Source organism: Amycolatopsis sp. NPDC045836 (assembly GCF_056431745.1).
The window spans coordinates 284,030-301,834 of record NZ_JBWKKF010000001.1 but is presented as its reverse complement, the minus strand read 5'-3'; the positions used below and the strand labels follow the sequence as shown (position 1 = coordinate 301,834).

General features: G+C 71.8%; 13 protein-coding genes. 3 read left to right on the top strand and 10 right to left on the bottom strand.

The features are described from left to right. Positions 1 to 110 precede the first annotated feature (110 nt). The 3 genes from AC07EG_RS01470 to AC07EG_RS01460 are packed head-to-tail and all read right to left on the bottom strand — an operon-like array spanning position 111 to position 3,823. Complete coding sequence (locus AC07EG_RS01470) at positions 111 to 1,343, bottom strand: MFS transporter (protein ID WP_478250971.1); 1,233 nt, start codon at positions 1,341 to 1,343, stop codon at positions 111 to 113. Between the two features lie 15 nt (positions 1,344 to 1,358). After that, the gene (locus AC07EG_RS01465; RefSeq protein WP_478250970.1) at positions 1,359 to 2,285 is read right to left on the bottom strand and encodes a R2-like ligand-binding oxidase; all 927 of its coding nucleotides are present in this window, start codon (positions 2,283 to 2,285) and stop codon (positions 1,359 to 1,361) included. Next, positions 2,282 to 3,823, bottom strand: coding sequence for a CocE/NonD family hydrolase (locus tag AC07EG_RS01460; protein WP_478250969.1), 1,542 nt, complete (start codon positions 3,821 to 3,823; stop codon positions 2,282 to 2,284). Before AC07EG_RS01460 ends, AC07EG_RS01465 begins: the two co-directional genes overlap by 4 nt. Before the next feature lie 411 nt (positions 3,824 to 4,234). On the opposite strand from AC07EG_RS01460, the gene AC07EG_RS01455 reads away from it, so the two are divergent. Further along, positions 4,235 to 5,458: a PucR-like N-terminal domain-containing protein gene (locus AC07EG_RS01455; protein ID WP_478250968.1), complete on the top strand. Its 1,224-nt coding sequence runs from the start codon at positions 4,235 to 4,237 to the stop codon at positions 5,456 to 5,458. Between the two features lie 192 nt (positions 5,459 to 5,650). Here AC07EG_RS01455 and AC07EG_RS01450 read toward each other — a convergent pair whose 3' ends face one another. After that, positions 5,651 to 6,796 carry an acyl-CoA dehydrogenase family protein gene (locus tag AC07EG_RS01450; RefSeq protein ID WP_478251220.1) on the bottom strand — a complete coding sequence of 382 codons (1,146 nt, stop codon included), beginning with the start codon at positions 6,794 to 6,796 and terminating at the stop codon, positions 5,651 to 5,653. A gap of 120 nt (positions 6,797 to 6,916) precedes the next feature. Here AC07EG_RS01450 and AC07EG_RS01445 point away from each other — a divergent pair, with 120 nt between their 5' ends. Further along, the gene (locus AC07EG_RS01445) at positions 6,917 to 8,590 is read left to right on the top strand and encodes a class I adenylate-forming enzyme family protein (protein WP_478250967.1); all 1,674 of its coding nucleotides are present in this window, start codon (positions 6,917 to 6,919) and stop codon (positions 8,588 to 8,590) included. On the opposite strand, the gene AC07EG_RS01440 is transcribed toward AC07EG_RS01445, so the two are convergent. The 6 genes from AC07EG_RS01440 to AC07EG_RS01415 are packed head-to-tail and all read right to left on the bottom strand — an operon-like array spanning position 8,572 to position 15,366. Then, entirely contained in the window at positions 8,572 to 10,281 is a 1,710-nt protein-coding gene (locus tag AC07EG_RS01440) for an acyl-CoA dehydrogenase (RefSeq protein ID WP_478250966.1), read from the bottom strand. The two genes, AC07EG_RS01445 and AC07EG_RS01440, sit on opposite strands and share 19 nt — an antisense overlap. 26 nt (positions 10,282 to 10,307) lie before the next feature. Next, positions 10,308 to 10,805 carry a 5-(carboxyamino)imidazole ribonucleotide mutase gene (gene purE / locus AC07EG_RS01435; protein WP_478250965.1) on the bottom strand — a complete coding sequence of 166 codons (498 nt, stop codon included), beginning with the start codon at positions 10,803 to 10,805 and terminating at the stop codon, positions 10,308 to 10,310. Between the two features lie 12 nt (positions 10,806 to 10,817). Beyond that, positions 10,818 to 12,002, bottom strand: coding sequence for a 5-(carboxyamino)imidazole ribonucleotide synthase (locus tag AC07EG_RS01430; protein WP_478250964.1), 1,185 nt, complete (start codon positions 12,000 to 12,002; stop codon positions 10,818 to 10,820). Between the two features lie 7 nt (positions 12,003 to 12,009). Beyond that, the gene (locus AC07EG_RS01425) at positions 12,010 to 13,173 is read right to left on the bottom strand and encodes a glycosyltransferase 87 family protein (protein ID WP_478250963.1); all 1,164 of its coding nucleotides are present in this window, start codon (positions 13,171 to 13,173) and stop codon (positions 12,010 to 12,012) included. After that, a complete protein-coding gene (locus AC07EG_RS01420; protein ID WP_478250962.1) occupies positions 13,148 to 14,500 on the bottom strand; it encodes a glycosyltransferase 87 family protein in 1,353 nt (450 codons plus the stop codon). The genes AC07EG_RS01425 and AC07EG_RS01420 overlap by 26 nt, the downstream gene beginning before the upstream one ends. A 50-nt stretch (positions 14,501 to 14,550) precedes the next feature. Further along, positions 14,551 to 15,366, bottom strand: a complete 816-nt coding sequence (locus AC07EG_RS01415) for a GGDEF domain-containing protein (protein WP_478251219.1) — start codon at positions 15,364 to 15,366, stop codon at positions 14,551 to 14,553. 186 nt (positions 15,367 to 15,552) lie between these two features. On the opposite strand from AC07EG_RS01415, the gene AC07EG_RS01410 reads away from it, so the two are divergent. Further along, positions 15,553 to 17,805 (top strand): sigma-70 family RNA polymerase sigma factor, encoded by a 2,253-nt coding sequence (locus AC07EG_RS01410; protein ID WP_478250961.1) that lies wholly within the window; start codon positions 15,553 to 15,555, stop codon positions 17,803 to 17,805.

The following is a 17,805-nucleotide window of genomic DNA, read 5'->3' as shown; positions in this document are numbered from 1 at the left end:
ACTGTTTTTGAACCTATGGAGGAGTCGGTTTCCTGTCAACGAAGTCGAAAGCGTTCCCTCACCGCGGCGCGGACAATGCCACGGGGGCTTGTCACCGCCGCCACAAAAGCTCAGCCGCGGCGGCGGAACACCGCCAGCGCCAGCACCGCGCCGGCCAGTTCCAGCCCGGCCGCGGTGTACAGCCCGGCGGTGTAACCCGTTGCCAGCGCTGGACCTTCGCCTTGCCAGAGGTGCGCCGAGCGCACCGAGGTGAGCACCACGCCGATCAACGCCACCCCGGCCGCGCCCGACAATTCCCTGGACGCGGTGAGCAACCCGGACGCGGTTCCGGCGTGTTCACCGGGAACCACTTCCAGCGCGAAGGAAGTCAGCGGGGTGGTCAACGCCGATCCCGCCCCGATCAACAACAGCCCGGGAATTCTGGGTGATATTTCGGGTATGTGGTTGACCAGCGCCACCGCCACCAGTCCGAGCGCCACCCCGGTCAGCCCGACCGCGACCGTCCAGTTCGGACCGAAGCGGAGCACCGCCCACGGCACCGCCGGGGTGGCGGCCATGATCGCCAGCGCCACCAGCACCAGCGGCAGCCCGGCCATCAGCGGGGTCAGCCCGAGCGATTCCTGGTGCAGCAACGGGGTGAAGAAGAACACCCCGGACACCCCGAGCCCCCACAGCAGCTGCACGGCCAGCCCGGCGAGGAAAACCCGCTGCCGGAAGGCTTCGAACATGGTGCTGGCCCGCAACCGCGTGCCGTGGTTGCGTTCGCCGCTGGCGGTGACCGGCACCAGCAGGGCGATCGCCGCCACGAACGGCAGGTTGCTGAAGAAGATCCAGCCCCAGTGCAGGTATTCGGACAGCAGGCCGCCGACGGTCGGGCCGACCGCGAGCGCCACCGCCAGGCTGGCCGTCCACAGGGTGGCGCCGACCGCCCGCTGGCGGCTGTTCAGGTTGGTGCGCAACAGGCTCAGCAGGCCGGGCACCATGAACGCCGCGGCGGTGCCCTGCAGCACCCTGGCCCCGATGAGCACCCAGCCGGTGGTGGCGAACCCGCCGGCCACCGCACCGATGCCGAACCCGATCAGCCCGGCCACCAGCGTGCGGGCCTGGCCGAGCCGGTCCACCAGCACACCCGCCACCAGCAGCAGCGCGGCGAACGGCAGCATGTAGCCGATGCTCACCCACTGCAGTTCGGCCAGCCCGAGGCCGAGCTCCCTGGCCATCGACGGCACCCCGGCCGCCACGATGTTGTTGTCCAGGCTGGTGACGAAGCCGCCGAGGGCGATCACCACCAGCGTGGGAACCACCGCCCGGCCCGTGGTTTCGGTGCTCTCCCGGATGCCCATCGCGGCCGCCTCCGCTCAGTCGCCGAGTGCCTGTTCGTCTTCGGCGTGGAACTCTTCTTCGAGCCGTTCGGGGCTGTAGTCCAGGTCGATTCGCTCCACCGGCATGCCACGTGCTGCCTCGATCGCCCGCAGCCGCCGCATCGCGTGCCCGGCCGCGTATTCCATGACCCCGTCCAGCCGGAGGCCGAAGGGGTCGCCGTCGAACTGCTGGGTGGTCCACTCGATCTGCGCGATCGCGTGCGGCAGCAGCGCCTGCATCTGTTCCTGCACCACGTCCCAGTTGCGGTCGTCGGCGGCGACGTGCCGGCGGCAGGTGAAGGTGCCCCAGGCCATGTGCCGCCGCTCGTCGTCGCCGATGTGCCGGATCAGCTGCTGCATCCCGGGCAGGATGCCGTGTGCCCGGCAGGCCCGGTTCCAGACGAAGTAGCCGGTCAGCGCGAGCACGCCCTCGACGACGTGGTTGTAGACCACCGACGCGCGCACCTGGTTCTCCGGGCTGGGGTCGTCGTGCAGGCGGCCGAGCGCGGTCGGCAGCTCGTCGTAGAAGATCGCGCGGTAGCCGGGGTTGTCCTCCACGTGGGAGTGCAGGTCCTCGGCCACGCCGACGGCGTCCAGCCAGAGCCGGAACACCTGCGTGTGCTTGGCTTCCTCCAGGCAGAACTGCGTCAGGTACAGCTCGTCGGCGAACCGGCCTTCGGCCCGCATCGCCGCGATGAACGGCTGGATCTCGTGCGTGACCGACTCCTCGCCGCCGGCGAACTGCGCGCAGAGCATGGTCGCCACGAAGCGCTGCTCGTCCGAGAGCGCGGCCCAGTCCTTGGCGTCCTGGTCGAAGTCGAGGTCGCGGGGGTTCCAGAACCTGGCGTTGCCCTTGTCGAACAACCGCAGCGGCAACGCGTCCCAGGTCAGTCCGCCGGCGCGGAGCGTGCTGAACGCGGTCATCCCTGCGATCCCTTCGTCGGAATGTCGAGCCAGGAGGGCGACGAGAAGGTGAGCTCGCCTTCTTCGGTGTTCCAGTCCAGGAACAGCGGGTCCTTCGAGTCGGTGACCAGCGCCAGGCGGTGCCCGGCGGGCACGGTGTACGCGGTCGGCGCGAACGCCAGGTCGATCCCGAGTGGACGGCCGGGGTCGGCGTCCTTCCAGCTGTAGGGCAGGTAGTTGATCAGCCTGCCGACGCCGAAGGGGTCCACGTCGTAGACGTAGGCGACCACGGTGCCGGTCCGCGCGGGCGGGGTGACGGTGAAGTGCGCTTCGATGGCACCGCGGATGCGCACCGGCGCGGTGCTCGGCGGCTGCTGCCAGACCGCCGCGTCACGCCTGCTCACCAGCGGCAGGAAGGCGGTCGGCGGATCACCGGTCAGCGCTTCGAGGCTGTAGGTGGCCAGCGGGATGCCGCCGTTGGCCGGGGTGTCGCGCCCGGTGGTCAACGCCGCCGGGGCCAGCTCCCACCGCTTCGGGCCGCCGACCGCCGAGGCCCAGTCGGGGTGGGCCTCGGCGGCCTGCGTACCGGGACGGGCCCGCGTGTGGATCGGGGCCTCCCGGGTGATGGTGTCGTCGGTACCGGCGACGTGGGCGTCGAACCAGCGGTAGACCGAGTTCCAGGTTTCGCTCGGCAGGCCGAGCAGGCCACCGGATTCGGCGGAGGCGTGGTCACCGGGCAGGAATTCGGCGCGTTTCGGGCCGGTCAGCGCCTGGTGGAGCTCGACCATCTGATCCGGTGGGAAGACCGTTTCACTCCAGGTCTGAATGGTGAGCACGGCCGGTTGATTGGCATTGATCCGGTCCAGGTGGGAAACCGCGGACCGCGGTGCCGACCATTCGATGATGGCCGCCGAATCGGCGTCCGAAATGTGCGGGGTGAGGAATTTCGTCAGCATGGCCTCGGTTTCCGCGCTGAGCGTTCCGTTGGCCTTTCCGGACAGGTAGAGCACCAGTCCGGCCAGCCCGTGCCGGGTTTCGTTCTGCGAAAGCGAGGCGACCAGGTCGGCCCAGCCGCTGAGCGAGGCCACCGCCCGGATCCGGGCGTCGGCCCCGGACGCGATCAGGCCGATCCCGGCGCCGTAGGAGACCCCGCCGACGCCGACGCGCGCCGGGTCGGCGGCGGTGTTCGCCAGCGCCCAGTCGATCACCGTGGACACGTCCGCGATGTCGGCGGGCCCGGCCACCTCCACCTCGCCACCGGACTCGCCGAACCCCCTGGCGCCGTAGGCCACCACCACGTACCCGCGCTCGGCCAGGTTCTTCGCCGGGATCACGTTCTGCGTGGCACCCCCGCCCCAGGCGCTGATCAGCACGGCCACCGGGTGCGGCCCCGCCGCCCGCGGTTCGAGCACCATGGCCCCGAGGCCGACGTCACCGGTGGCGGGCACGGTGACGAACCGGGTGGTGAACCCCTCCTGGTCCGCGGCGGCCGCGGCCGGGCCAGCCAGCAGCACCACCACCAGCAGCTGGCAAACCACCCATTTCGCCCGGCGGATCATGCGCGCGAAAACCTCCTCGCCAAAAGTGAATATGTTTCGCGAGTACGTCCGGGGGAATGCTCCCGCTGCCGGACCTCGGGGATCGGAAGGTAGCAGTGGGCAATCAACGCGGAACAGGTGTGTGATTCCCGCTTGTCACCCGGGGCACAAGTTTGCCGCGGACGATGCTCACCCCGACGCAGACGACCACACAGCGCAACGGCCGTACACCCGAAAGGGTGACTCTTAGCAAAAAAGGATAAAGATCATTGCTGGCACACGCGGGCGCTGACAAGTTCTTATGAGGCATCGGACACAAGGGTTGCCAGAACAGATCTGACCGTGAGTACCTAACCCAGGCGCGGTTAGTGATCAGCGTGGAAAACTACTGCGAGCAAAGGGGGCAAGATGCACCCGGCAAGCGACAGTGCGGTGAGGCAGCAGGTCCCGGCTCCGGAGGGAACGGCGAGCCATTCGCAGAGCCTGTGGTATTCGCTTCCCGGCGAGGTGGCCAGGCGCTTCCGCCCGCATTCGGACCAGCTGGCCAAGACCATCCTCGAGGAGATCCAGCGGGCCGTGCCCGAGTACGCCCAGCCGCTGGAGGGCCAGTTCGGCAAGGTGATCACGCTCGGCATCGAGCGGGCGGTGCTGAACTGCATCGACAGCATCGAGGGCCGCGGCACCGCGCAGCAGAAGTGGGACGAGCTGTTCCGCGGCATCGGCCGCCGCGTGTACAACGACGGGCGCAGCCTGGATTCCCTGCAGTCGGCCTACCGGGTCGGCGGGCGGGCGGCGTGGCGCTACGTGTCCGCGTTCGGCCAGAAGCTGCGCCTGCCGGTGTCGATCATGTGCGTCAGCGCGGAGGCGATCTTCGCGTTCGTGGACGAGATCTCGGCGTATTCGGTCGAGGGCTACACGATGGCGCAGGCCCGCGCGGCCGGCACGCTGGAACGCCGGCGGCAGCGCCTGCTCGAACAGATCCTCGCCACCCCGCCGTCGTCGGCGCAGACCATCGCCGCGATGGCCGCGGCGGCCGAGTGGCCGGTGCCGAAGGCGGCCACCCTGGTCGCGCTGGAGGCCCGGATCGACCGGCCGCACACCCCGGCGCTGCACGCGGAGGTGCTGCTGGACCTGGAAGGCACGCAGCCGTACCTGCTCACCCCGGACCCCGCCCGTGACCTGCCGATCCTCCAGTCCGAACTGGACGGCTGGCGCGCGGCGGCGGGCCCGCACGTCCCGCTCACCGAGGCGGCGACGTCACTGCACTGGGCCCGGCGCACCCTGGACCTGGTCCACCGCGCCATCCTCCCCGACGCCCCGATCACCCGCAGCGGCGACCACCTGGCGAAACTCCTGCTGCTCACCGACGAGTTCCTGCTGCGGCAGCTGAGCACGCGGGCACTGGCGCCACTGGCGGGCCTGACGCCGAAGCAACAGGTCCGCCTGGGCAGCACGCTGCTGGCGTGGCTGGAATACCGGGGCAGCACCCCGGAAGTCGCGGAAGCCCTCGACATCCACCCGCAGACCGTGCGGTACCGCCTGAACCAACTCGTCGAACTCTTCGGCGACCGCCTCAACAACCCCGAATCCCGGTTCGAGATGCAACTCTCGCTGGAGGCGCACCGCCTCCTCAACACCTCATTGGACAGTCAGTAGCCCCGCCCTTCCTTCACCCGGACACCCGGATCCCCCGCTCGATCGGCCCCCACGCCCACGCACCCGGCTCCGCACTCGCGCAGACCGCCATTGGCGACCACAGCCAGCAAGGACAGCGGGCAGCGCCCAACGCCGAGCAGCACGGCAAAAAGCCCGCGGCGAGCACCTCACCGCGGGCTTCCAGCCAGAACCTCAGCCCTTGAGCAGCGCCCGGGCCATCACCATCCGCTGGATCTGGTTCGTGCCCTCGTAGATCTGCGTGATCTTCGCGTCCCGCATCATCCGCTCGACCGGGAAATCGCGCGTGTACCCGGCCCCGCCGAACAACTGCACGGCGTCCGTGGTCACCGACATGGCGATGTCCGAGGCGTACGACTTCGCCGCGCTCGCCATGAACCCCGCCCGCGCGTCACCACGTTCCGAAGCGGCGGCCGAGGCGTAGACCAGGTGCCGCGCGGCTTCGATCTTGGTGCCCATGTCCGCCAGCATGAACTGCACGCCCTGGAAGTCCGCGATGGACTTGCCGAACTGCCGCCGGTCCTTCACGTACTCCAGCGTCGCGTCGAGGGCGCCCTGCGCGATGCCCAGCGCCTGCGCCCCGATCGTCGGGCGCGTGTGGTCCAGGGTGCGCAGCGCGGTCTTCAGCCCGGTCCCCGGCTCACCGATGATCCGGTCCTCGGGAATGGTGCAGTTCTCGAAGTAGATCTCCCGCGTCGGCGAGCCCTTGATGCCGAGCTTCCGCTCCTTCGGCCCCACCGAGAAACCCGGGTCGTCCTTGTGCACGACGAACGCCGAGATGCCGTTGGCCTTCTTCTCCGCCTCGGGATCGGTCACCGCCATCACGGTGTACCAGGTCGACTCCCCGGCGTTGGTGATCCACGCCTTGGTGCCGTTCAGCACCCAGGTGTCGCCGTCGAGCCGGGCGCGGGTGCGCATCGAGGCGGTGTCCGAACCCGCTTCGCGCTCGGACAGCGCGTAGGAGGCCGAGGCGTCACCGGAGGCGATCGACGGCAGCACGTTCTTCTTCAGCTGCTCCGACGCCGACAGCAGGATCGGCTGCGTCCCCAGCTTGTTCACCGCGGGGATCAGCGAGGCCGACGCGTCGACCCTGGCGATCTCCTCGATCACGATGCACGCGGCGATCGCGTCGGCGCCCTGGCCCTCGTACTCCTCTGGGATGTGCACCGCGTTGAACCCGGAGCGCACCAGCGCGGCGGCGGCCTCGACGGGGTACCGCTCGTTCTCGTCGACGTCGGCCGCGTGCGGCGCGATCTCCTTCTCCGCGAGCGCCCGCACGGCGGCACGCAGCTCCTCGTGTTCTTCAGCGAGCCGGTACAGCCCGACGCCCTCAGTCACTCGTGCCACCTCATCTCCGTTGGCGGGATCAACTCTCGATGTTAGCGCTCGTTCACAACGTGGTGCTTGTGTCCTCGCTCGCACTCTTCGTACGGTTCAGTGATGTCGATCACCTCGCCGCCGGGACTCCCGCGCTCGCTGCCCTACCCCGAGGTTCCCGTCGGCTCGATCCTGGCCGGCTCGGCCGCCCGCTACGGCGGCCGCACCGCCTTCCGGCAGGGCGGCGCCCAGCTCAGCCACGAGCAGCTCTGGCGATCGGCCTGCCGCTTCGCCAACGCGCTCGGCGCGCACGGCATCGGCCACGGCGACGTGGTCGCCCTCCACCTGCCGAACTGCCTGTCCTACCCGATCGCCTACTACGGCACCCTGCTGGCCGGCGCCGCGTTCACCCCGGTGAACCCGCTCCTGCCGCCCGGCGACCTGGCCGCCCAGCTCGCCGACAGCGCCGCCGTGGTGGCCGTGACCTGCGGCGCGGCCTCCGGCCTGCTCACCCGCGTGCTCGGCCGCACCGAGGTGCGCATCGTGCTGGTGGCCAATCCGATCGGCGACCTGCCACCCGGCGCGGTCGAGTTCGGCGCCTTCCACCGGGAGGCGGGCGACCAGCCGCCACCCGCCGTGCCCGACCCCGCCGGGGCGCTCGCGCACCTGGCCTACACCGGCGGCACCACCGGCCGGTCCAAGGGCGTGCGGGTGACCCACCGGCACGTGGTGACCAACAGCCTGCAGTGCGCGGCGTGGTCCCACGGCGGGGTGCCCGCGCTCGACGCCGACGGGTACCTGGTGCTCGACCAGGTCGGCGCCGCGGCGGAGTGGCCGGTGCGGCTGGGCACCGGGGTGGCGATCAACCTCACCCCGTGGTTCCACGCCATGGGAACGATCGCGGCGCTGAACGTGCCGGTGCTGACCGGCTGCAGCGTGGTCCTGCACGACCGGCTCGACCCGGCCGCCTACCTGGCCGACGCCGAGCGGCTGCGGGTGACCACGATCGGCGGGGCGCCCGCGTTGTTCAGCGCGCTGCTGGCCGCCCCCGACTTCGCCACGCGCGACCTCAGCTCGGTGCGGCTGGTCACCTCCGGCGCCGCGCCGCTGCCGGTCTCGACGATCCACGCCCTGCACGAGCGGCTGCCGCACGCCGTGGTCGCCGAGGGGTACGGGCTGACCGAGGTGACCATGGGCGCGGTTTCGGCGCCGGTGTTCCGGTCGGGGACGCGGAAGCCGGGCACGGTCGGGGTGCCGCTGTTCGACACCGAGGTGAAGGTCGTCGCCGACGGCGGGGAGGAGCCGCTGCCGCCGGGGACGCGCGGGGAGGTGTGCGTGCGCGGGCCGCAGGTGATGGCCGGTTACCACAACCGGCCGGAGGAGACGGCCGCCGTGCTGGTGGACGGCTGGCTGCACACCGGCGACATCGGCGTGCTGGACGAGGACGGTTACCTGTCCATAGTGGACCGCAAGAAGGACCTGCTGCTGTCCAGGGGGTACCACGTCTACCCGCGCGAGCTGGAGGAACGGCTGGTGGCGCACCCGGCGGTGGCCGCGGCCGCCGTGGTGGGGCGCCCGGACGACGGCGCCGGCGAGCTGCCGGTGGCCTTCGTGGTGAAGGCCCCGGGGCACGCCGACGCCACCGAAGCCGAGCTGGTGGCGGCGGTGAACGAACAGGTGGTGCCGTACCAGCGGTTGCGCGAGGTGCACTTCCTGGACAAGCTGCCGCTTTCGGACGCCGGGAAGGTGCTCAAGCGGAAACTGCGGGAGCAGCTGGTTCAGGGGCGCATGGTGTAGGCGTCCGCGAGGGCTTCGACCGCCGACCAGGTCCGGGCGTAGCGACCGGGGTCGCCGATCGGCTTGCGCACCTGCGAGAGCGCCCATTCCTGCTGCGCTTCCGTGGAGGACGCCCGCCCGTGCAGTTCGGTGGCGTAGCGGGAGAAGTCCCGCACGAACACGTCGAAGACCTGGTCGACGGTGTCCGTGTCCAGCTCGACGACGGCGGCCTGTTCCAGGATCAGCTGGCCGTAGACGATCAGCGTGAACAGCTCACCCATGGTCAGCAGGAAGTCCAGGTCCTTCTGCTGCTCCGCATCCGGCGCGTCCGACGAAAGCAAAGCGCAGAAAGCATCGGCCTGCGAACGGAACAGGGCGACATTCGGGACTTCACCGAAGGCGTCGTAAGCCGGCCGCCAATCGTGGAAGCGGATCTTCCCGAGGCCACGAGCCGGGCCCTGGCGGAACAGGAATTCGTCGTCGGCGGCGTCCTGGCGGGTGGGGACCGGCTCGTGGGCGACCGGGTCGAACAGGTAGGCGGGCATGAACTTCAGCACCAAGGCCAGGTTGACCGCGACCGTGCCCTCCAGCTTCGGCAGCCCGCGGATGTCACGGGACGCCGCCGAGAAGTAGGTGTCCTTCTCGAAGCCCTTGGCCGCGATGACGTCCCACAGCAGGTCGATCACCCGCTCGCCCTCGGTGGTCACCTTCATCTTGGTGATCGGGTTGAACAGCAGGTACCGGCGGTCCTCGGGCCCGGCGGTGCGGAAGTAGTCGATGGCGCGGTCGGCGAACAGCTTCATCGCGGACAGCCGCGCGTAGGCGTCCACCAGTTCACGCCGCACGTGCGGGAATCCGGTGACCCGGTTCCCGTAGAGCATCCGGCCGTGCGCGTGCGCGACCGCTTCGTACAACGCGTGCGTGCAGATGCCGATCGCGCCGAAACCGAGGTTGAACTTGCCGATGTTCACCGTGTTCAGCGCGGCGTCGAAGGCGGCGGGACCGGTGTGCAGCACGTCCTCGGCGCGCACCGGGTAGTCCTCCAGCCGGAACTCGCTGACGTACATCTGCGACGGCACCACGTTCTTGACCAGGTGGTAGTTCGGGTGCGTGCTGCTCGCGGTGAAGAACACGTACCCCTCGGGCCCCTCGACGTCGGCGCGGCGGCCGAACACCGAGACCACGCCCGCCACGTTGCCGTTGCCGATGTAGTACTTGCCGCCGGTGGCGCGGAACCCGTCGCCGTCCGGGGTGAGCACCAGGTCGGTGGCGTAGATGTCCGCGCCGTGCTCCTTTTCGGACAGGCCGAAGGCGAGCACCCCGCCGGCTTCGAGCACCCCGGCCGCGTGCTGCCGCGCGAGGGCGTTGCCGCTCTGCCACACCGGGCCGAGGCCGAGGATGGTGACCTGCCAGGCGTACCAGTAGTTGAGCCCGTAGAAGCCGAGCAGCTCGGACATCGCCGCGACCCGGCTGGTGTCCCAGCGCTTGTTCTCGTCGCCGCCGGCCTCACCCGCCGGGGTGAGCAGGGTGGCGAACACCCGCTCCTCGGCGACGAACTCCAGGAACTCCGCGTACCAGTGCTGCGCGTGGTAGTCGGCCAGCAGCGCCGCCTTGCCGCGCGACTCGAACCAGTCGATGGTCGCCCGCAGCAGGCGCCGGGTCTCGGCGTCGAAGTGCGCGGGGTCGTGGGTACGCGGGTTCAGCAGCTTCATGTTACTGGACAGTAACAAAGACCCGGCTAGGAACCAAGCCGCTCCCGCAGCGCGGCGTCCTTGCCCAGCACCAGCTGCTCCAGCTCGGCCTGGAACCGCACCATCCGCTCCCGCAGCTTCTCGTCGCTCGCCGCCAGCACCCGCACGGCCAGCAGGCCCGCGTTGCGCGCGCCACCCACCGAAACCGTGGCCACCGGGATCCCGGCGGGCATCTGCACGATGGACAGCAGCGAGTCCATGCCGTCCAGGTACTTCAGCGGCACCGGCACCCCGATCACCGGCAGCACCGTGGCGGAGGCCACCATGCCGGGCAGGTGCGCCGCGCCACCGGCCCCGGCGATGATCACCTTCAGCCCGCGCTCGGCGGCCGTCTCGGCGTAGTCCAGCATCCGCCGCGGGGTGCGGTGGGCCGAGTACACGCCCACCTCGTGGGGCACCTCGAACTCGTCGAGCGCCTTGGCCGCGGCTTCGAGCACCGGCCAGTCCGAATCACTGCCCATGATCAGGCCGACAACGGCAGACATTTCGCGCATCTCCTAATGGATCTCGTGGCCGTCGAGCCACTCGGCGTGGGACAGCCAGTGCGCGGCCAATCTCCCACGGTGACGCAGGTCGTCGAGGTCGTCCCCGAGCAGGTTGACGTGCCCGAGCTTGCGCCCCGGCCGCTCGCCCTTGCCGTAGAGGTGCACCTTGACGTCGGGGTAGCGGGCGAACAGGTGGTGCACGCGCTCGTCGGTGCCCATGCGCGGGCGCTCCGGCGCGCCCAGCACGTTCGCCATCACGCAGTGCGGTGCGAGCAGGCCGGTGGTCCCGAGCGGGTAGTCGAGCACCGCCCGCAGGTGCTGCTCGAACTGCGAGGTGCGGGCGCCGTCCATGGTCCAGTGGCCGGAGTTGTGCGGGCGCATGGCCAGCTCGTTGACCAGCAGCCCCTCGTCGGTCTCGAACAGCTCGACGGCCAGCACGCCGACCACCTCCAGCTCGGCGGCCACCCGCAGCGCCAGGTCCTGCGCCTGCTGCCACCGCTCGGGGCTCAGCCCCGGCGCGGGCGCGAGCACCTCGGTGTTGATGCCGTCGCGCTGCACGGTCTCCACCACCGGCCAGGCCGCGCCCTGCCCGAACGGCGAGCGCGCCACCAGCGCGGCCAGCTCCCGGCGCATGGCGACCTTCTGCTCCACCAGCAGCGGCGTGCCCGCTTCGAGCAGCTCGGGCACCAGCCTCCCGGCTTCCTCGGCCGAACCCAGCATCCACACGCCACGGCCGTCGTAACCACCGCGGGCGGCCTTGAGCACCACCGGCCAGGAGTGCGCCGCGCCGAACGCCACCACGTCGTCCACATCGGACACGCGGGCGTAGGCGGGCCCGGGGATGCCGGTCGAGGACAGGCGCTCGCGCATGACCAGCTTGTCCTGGGCGTGCAGCAGCGCGTCCGGGCCGGGGCGGACCACCACGCCCTCGTAGGCCAGCGTCTGCAGGTGCTCACCCGGCACGTGCTCGTGGTCGAAGGTGAGCACGTCCACAGTGGACGCGAACTCGCGCAGCTCGTCCAGGTCGGTGTGCCTGCCCAGCACCACCTGCCCGGCGACCAGGGCGGCCGAGTCGTTCTCGTCGGCGGCCAGCACCCGCAGTGACTGGCCGAGCGCGATCGCGGCCTGGTGCGTCATCCGCGCCAGCTGGCCGCCGCCCACCATGCCGACGATGGGCAGTCCGGTTCGTTTGTCCATGATGCGCCTACTGTAATTCCCGGGGCCGGCGCAGTTCGCGCGCGGCCAGCACGACCAGGGTCACCGCGGCGGCGAGCACGTAGGCGTTGCCGAGCACGGTCTCCACCGGCCCCCAGCCGAACTCGGTCTCCCCGCCGTTGGGCACCAGCATGATCAGGCAGCCCGCCAGCGGTACGGCCACCGCGGCGGCGAGCCGGTACCGGCGGCGGGTGACCAGCAGCACCAGCAGCGGCACCACCCACACCCAGTGGTGCGACCAGGACACCGGGGAGACCAGCAACGCGGTGAACGCGGTCACCAGCACGGCGGCCAGCGGCTCACCGCGCCGGTGGTGGCGCACCACCAGGAACACCGCGGGCACCGCGAGCAGCGCGCCGATCGCCAGCGCCACCGGCGTGCCCCACGGCGCGACCTCGGTGGCCCGGCCGAGCACCCCGTTCAGCGACTGGTTGAAGATCCAGTGCGTGGCACCGATCCGCTCGGGGTCCGACGCCGCCTCGGTCCAGTACCGCACCGCGTCCACCGGCATCACCGCGAACATCAGCGCCTGCAGCAGCGCGAACGTGCCCAGCGCCCGCAGCGCGTCCGCCCGCCTGCCGGTGAGCCACAGGTGCGGGATGAAGATCAACGGCGTCAGCTTGACCGCCGCCGCCACGCCGACCAGCACCCCGCCCCAGCGCGCACCACGAGCCGAGACGACCAGCACGTCCAGCATGATCAACGCCATCAGGATCAGGTTGATCTGCCCGAGGAAAACCGTCTTCCAGACCGGCTCCAGGGCGAACGCCGCCGCGGTCAGCCCGGCCACCACCGCCCAGCTCGCCGTCCGCAGGCTGATCTTCACCACGACCGCCAGGCTGAGCACCGACAGCGCGCCGACCACGCCCCAGACCAGGCCGGGCGGCACCAGCACCAGCGGCAGGAACAGCAGGGCGGCGGCCGGTGGATAGGTGAACGGCAACCGCACCCAGGGCGGCAGCGTGGTCAGGTGCTCGCGGACGTAGAGCGGCTCGCCCTTGAGCATGGTGAGCGCCCCGGCCCGGTAGACCGCGCTGTCCGCGCCGAGGTGCCAGCCCAGCAGCCACGCCGCCACGCCGATCGCCAGCGCGGCACCGGCCAGCGCCCCGGCCGGCCACCACCGCACCTCAGCGCGCAGGCGTAACGTCGACATGCTCTTCGCGGACCGGTTCCCCACGGCGCCGCCGCAGCACCGCCCAGCGGGCCAGCAGCACCAGCGCGAGCAGGATCGGCACCAGGATGTAGGCGCTGCCCAGCACGAACTGCCAGAACTCCCAGTGCAGCTCGATGTTGCGGCCGTTCGGCAGGATCAGCAGCACCCCGCTGGCGAAAACGGCGACCACGCCGACCGCGGCGGCCCAGCGGCGCCAGGCCGCGGCCGGGGTGGTGCGCGGCAGCCGCGAGACCAGCAGCACCAGCAGCGGCACCGCCCACACCCAGTGGTGCGACCAGGACACCGGCGAGGCCAGCAGCACCCAGAACGCGGTGACCAGCAGCGCGGCCAGGTGCTGCCCGCGCCGGTGGAACCGCAGCATCAGCCACACCGCCGGGACGGCCAGCAGCGCGGCGAGCCCGTAGCTGGCCTTCGACGCCCACGGCGCCAGGTCGGTCAGCCGGTTGACCAGTCCGTTGAGCGACTGGTTGCCCGCCCAGTGCAGCGGCCCGATGCGGCCGGTGTCGGGCAGCGTGTGCGTCCAGTAGCGCCAGGCGTCGTGCGGCACCAGCAGGAACATCAGCGCCTGCAAGGCGACGAAGGTGCCGAGCGCTCGCAGCGCGTCCTTCCAGCGGCCGGTGAACAGCAGGTGCGGGATGAAGATCAACGGCGTCAGCTTGACCGCCGCGGCCACGCCGACCAGCACCCCGCCCCAGCGCGCACCACGAGCCGAGACGACCAGCACGTCCAGCATGATCAACGCCATCAGGATCAGGTTGATCTGCCCGAGGAACACGGTCCGCCACACCGGTTCGAGCGCCAGCAGCACCACCGAGAACACCAGCGTCGAGCGCGCCGGGGAAGCCCACCAGCGCGGTGCCCCCGGCGCCGGGCGCGGCAGCGAGCCGATGGCGATCCGCACGCACAACGCCATCGCCAGGATGGAGATCGCGGTCAGCACCCCCCAGGCGACCTGGATCGGCATCAGCGCCAGCGGCACGAACAGCAGGGCCGCGGTCGGCGGATAGGTGAACGGCAGCAGCGCCCACCACGGCTCGGTGCTCAGCGTGTTCGAGTCGTAGAGCGGGTCGCCGTGCAGCAGGGTCAGCGCGCCGGCCCGGTAGACCGCGCTGTCCACGCCGAGCCGCCAGTCCAGCAGCCAGCCGAGCACGCCGGCGGCGACGGCGATCAGCGGCACGGCGGCCAGCAGCAGGATCGACCGGGGCCGGACGGACAGCCTGGCGAGCGAAGTCCGCAGGGCCAGCCGGGGGTGGCGGACGGGTGGAGCGGACTCGCCGTCGGTGGCGGGCGGCGCGTGCTGGGTCACCCGCCCAGCAAATCACGGGGTCACCCCCGCAGGTCAGCCAGGTCGGGCGATCAAGCGCGGCCCAGCGAGGCGAGCAGTTCGCAGGCGGCCTCGTGGGCAGGCGGCAGCCGGAGCACCCGGATCCGGGGCTCGCCCGCCTGGTGCAGTTGCTCGTCCACGCTGAGCCGGGCGTGCAGTTCCCGGCGCAGCAGCACCCCGCGCCGGGCGATGCCGTCGTCGCGGCGCTGCAGCACCGCCACCGTGGACGGGCCGAGCGCCGCCAGGCTCTCACCGCCGTCGAACACCTGCCGGACCGCGTCGGCGACCAGGATCATGCCGGTCAGCCGCGGCCAGCCGGCCACCGCCGAGAAGTCCATGGTGACCACCAGCAGCACGTGCTCCAGTGCCACGGGCTGTTCCCTCCGCGCGGCCTCCCGGTACACCTCGGCCAGCCGGGTGCGCAGGTAGGCCGCGGTCGGCAGGCTGGTCAGCGGATCGGTGACCTCGGCCCCGGCCAGCTGGTCGAGCGCGACGTCGGCCCAGGCCAGCGCGGTCACCCGCACCAGGCGCGACGGGGTGGTGTCCACGCTCGGCACGACGCACCCCCCTGGCTGGACGAGCACCGCGTGCAGGGCGGCGAGGTCGGTCAGCGTCTCGGCGAGCCCGGCGCCCGCCGCCGCGCGGGCCCTGGCGAGCCCGGCGAGCGCGCCCTCCGGCGCCGACCCGCCGACCACGGCCGCGCACACCGCGTCCACCTCGGGCAGCGCCCAATCGCTCGGGAACCGCCACCCGGCGGCCAGGCTGGCGGTGCGCCAGCGGTTCCGGAGCGAGCGGCTGTCCGCGCCGAGCGTGCCGCCGCCGGTGGCCTCGGGGGGCCAGCCGAGCACATCCGTCACCGCGGGTTTCCCTTCGTCCGGCCGATCCGACGAGAAGGGGACGGCGGCTGCGCCCGGTCGTGACGCGGTTCGACCGATCCGGTCAACCGGGCCACCCATCACGTGACGTTCCGAGGTCCCTCAGTCACACTGGTCGCGGCGCGCGGGCAGGCGTGCCGGTTGGTGAAGGGGAGAGCCGTGGCCACCGTACCCGCTGACGTCAGCGGCCAGAGTGATGCCGAACTGATCGCCTCGGTGCGCGCGGGCACGATTTCCGCCTACGGGCAGCTGTACGAACGCCACGTCAGCGCCGCGTACAACCTGGCGAGGCAGCTGTCGCGCTCGCCTGCCGAAGCCGACGACCTGGTCTCCGAGGCCTTCGCCAAGGTGCTGGACACGCTGCGGGCGGGCAAGGGCCCGGACGCCGCCTTCCGCGCCTACCTGCTCACCGCGTTGCGCCACACCGCCTACGACCGCACCCGCAAGGACAAGCGGATCGACCTCAACGAGGACATGAGCACCGTCGGCGCCGACGCGCTGACCGTGCCGTTCTCCGACACCGCGCTGGCCGGGCTGGAGCGCACGATGGCCGCGAAGGCCTTCGCGCGGCTGCCCGAGCGCTGGCAGGCGGTGCTCTGGCACACCGAGATCGAGCAGCAGACGCCCGCCGAGGTCGCGCCGCTGCTCGGGCTGACCGCGAACGGCGTCTCCGCGCTGGCCTACCGCGCCCGCGAGGGCCTCCGGCAGGCGTACCTGCAGGTCCACCTGGCCGAGACCACGGCGGAACGCTGCCGCGCCACCGCCGACCGGCTGGGCGCGTGGACCCGCGACGGCCTGTCCAAGCGGGAACGCGCGCAGGTGGAGACGCACCTGGACGAATGCGAGCGGTGCCGGGTGCTGGCCGCGGAACTCGCCGACGTCAACGGGGCCCTGCGTGCCGTCGTCGCCCCGCTGGTGCTGGGTGGCGCGGTGCTCGGTTACCTCGCGGCGGCCGGAGCGGCGAAGGCTTCCGCGGCTTCCGCGGCGACCGCGGGGGCGGCTGCCGCCGGTGCCGCGGCAGCGGGTGCCGGTGCTTCCGGTGGTGGCGGTGGTGGGGGCGCGCTGGCGAACCTGGCCACGTCCGGGCCGCGGCAGTTCCTCGGGGTCGCCGTGTCCGGGGTCGCGGTGGCGGCCGCCATCGCCGCCGCGCTGGCCTCTGGCGGCGGTCAGCAGATCCCGGCGGCGCTGGAGCAGCCGCAGCCACCGCCGGCGGTCCAGCCGCTGCGACCCCAGCAGCCGCAGCCCGAACCGGCGCCACCACCCCGGCCGGTCGTACCACCCGCCCCGGCCGAGCCCGCTCCGGAACCGGCCCCCCAACCGGCACCGGCGCCCGAACCCGCACCGGAACCCGCGCCCGAGCCGGAACCGTCGCCTTCGCCGTCACCGGAACCGGAACCGCCGGAGGAGCCACCGGCCCCCGACCCGGCCAACATCGTCACCACCCCGCCACCGGCCGGCCTCGAACTGACCCCCGGCGGGGAAGCGGTGGACGTCCCGTTCACGGTGAGCAACTCCGGCGGCACGCTCTCCGAGCCGGTCACCGTCACGCTGAACCTGCCGCCCGGGGTGAGCGCGGTGCCGATCGCCGGTGGTGGCGGCGCCGCGGGGGCGTTCGCGCGGCAGCAGGCACCCGCCCCGGTGCAGGTGAACTGCCCGCCCGGCACCGGCACGGTCACCTGCACCACGACCACCGGCCTGGCTCCCGGCCAGACCGCGGTGCTCACCTTCCGGCTGGTCGCCGACGGCACCGCCGACGAGAGCCAGGTCGTCGGCGCGGTCGCCTCGGGCAACGCGCTGCCGGTGGCGGTGAAGGTGCCGGTCAAGGCGGCGCCGGACGACGTGGAGCTGTCCGTCGGCAAGTCGTGGTCGTCGATCTTCCCGTGGATCCGGCAGCCGGTGCTGCACCTGAACCTGCACAACGCCGGGCCGACCATCAAACCGGCCGCGGTCACGGTGAGCAGCCCGGGGCGGCTGGTGCTGGGTGCCTACCGCGCGACCTGCACCAGCACCGGCGGCACCACCACCTGCGCGAGCAAGGCGGTGCTCAACCCCGGCGAGCGGCTGCACCTGTGGGTGCTGCTGGACCGGCTGCCGAACGAAGAGGTGACGGTGACCGTCACCGCGAAACTGGGCAAGGACACCGAGTCGAAGACGGTCCGGTTCGGCTGCTGGGGTCACGGTTGCCACCCTCCGTCGTCCTCGGTGAAGCCGACGCCGCCGGCTTCGACGCCGCCGAAGACCACGGCACCCTCGAAGCCGCCGGTGCCTTCCGGAACGCCGTCGGAACCGCCTTCGACACCGCCCAGCACACCGCCGTCCACCGAGCCGAGTGCTCCGGAGACCCCGCAGCAACCGGCTCCCCCGCTGCCGGCGGTCCCCCCGGGCCCCCGCTGGGGCCTGCCCTTCCGGTGA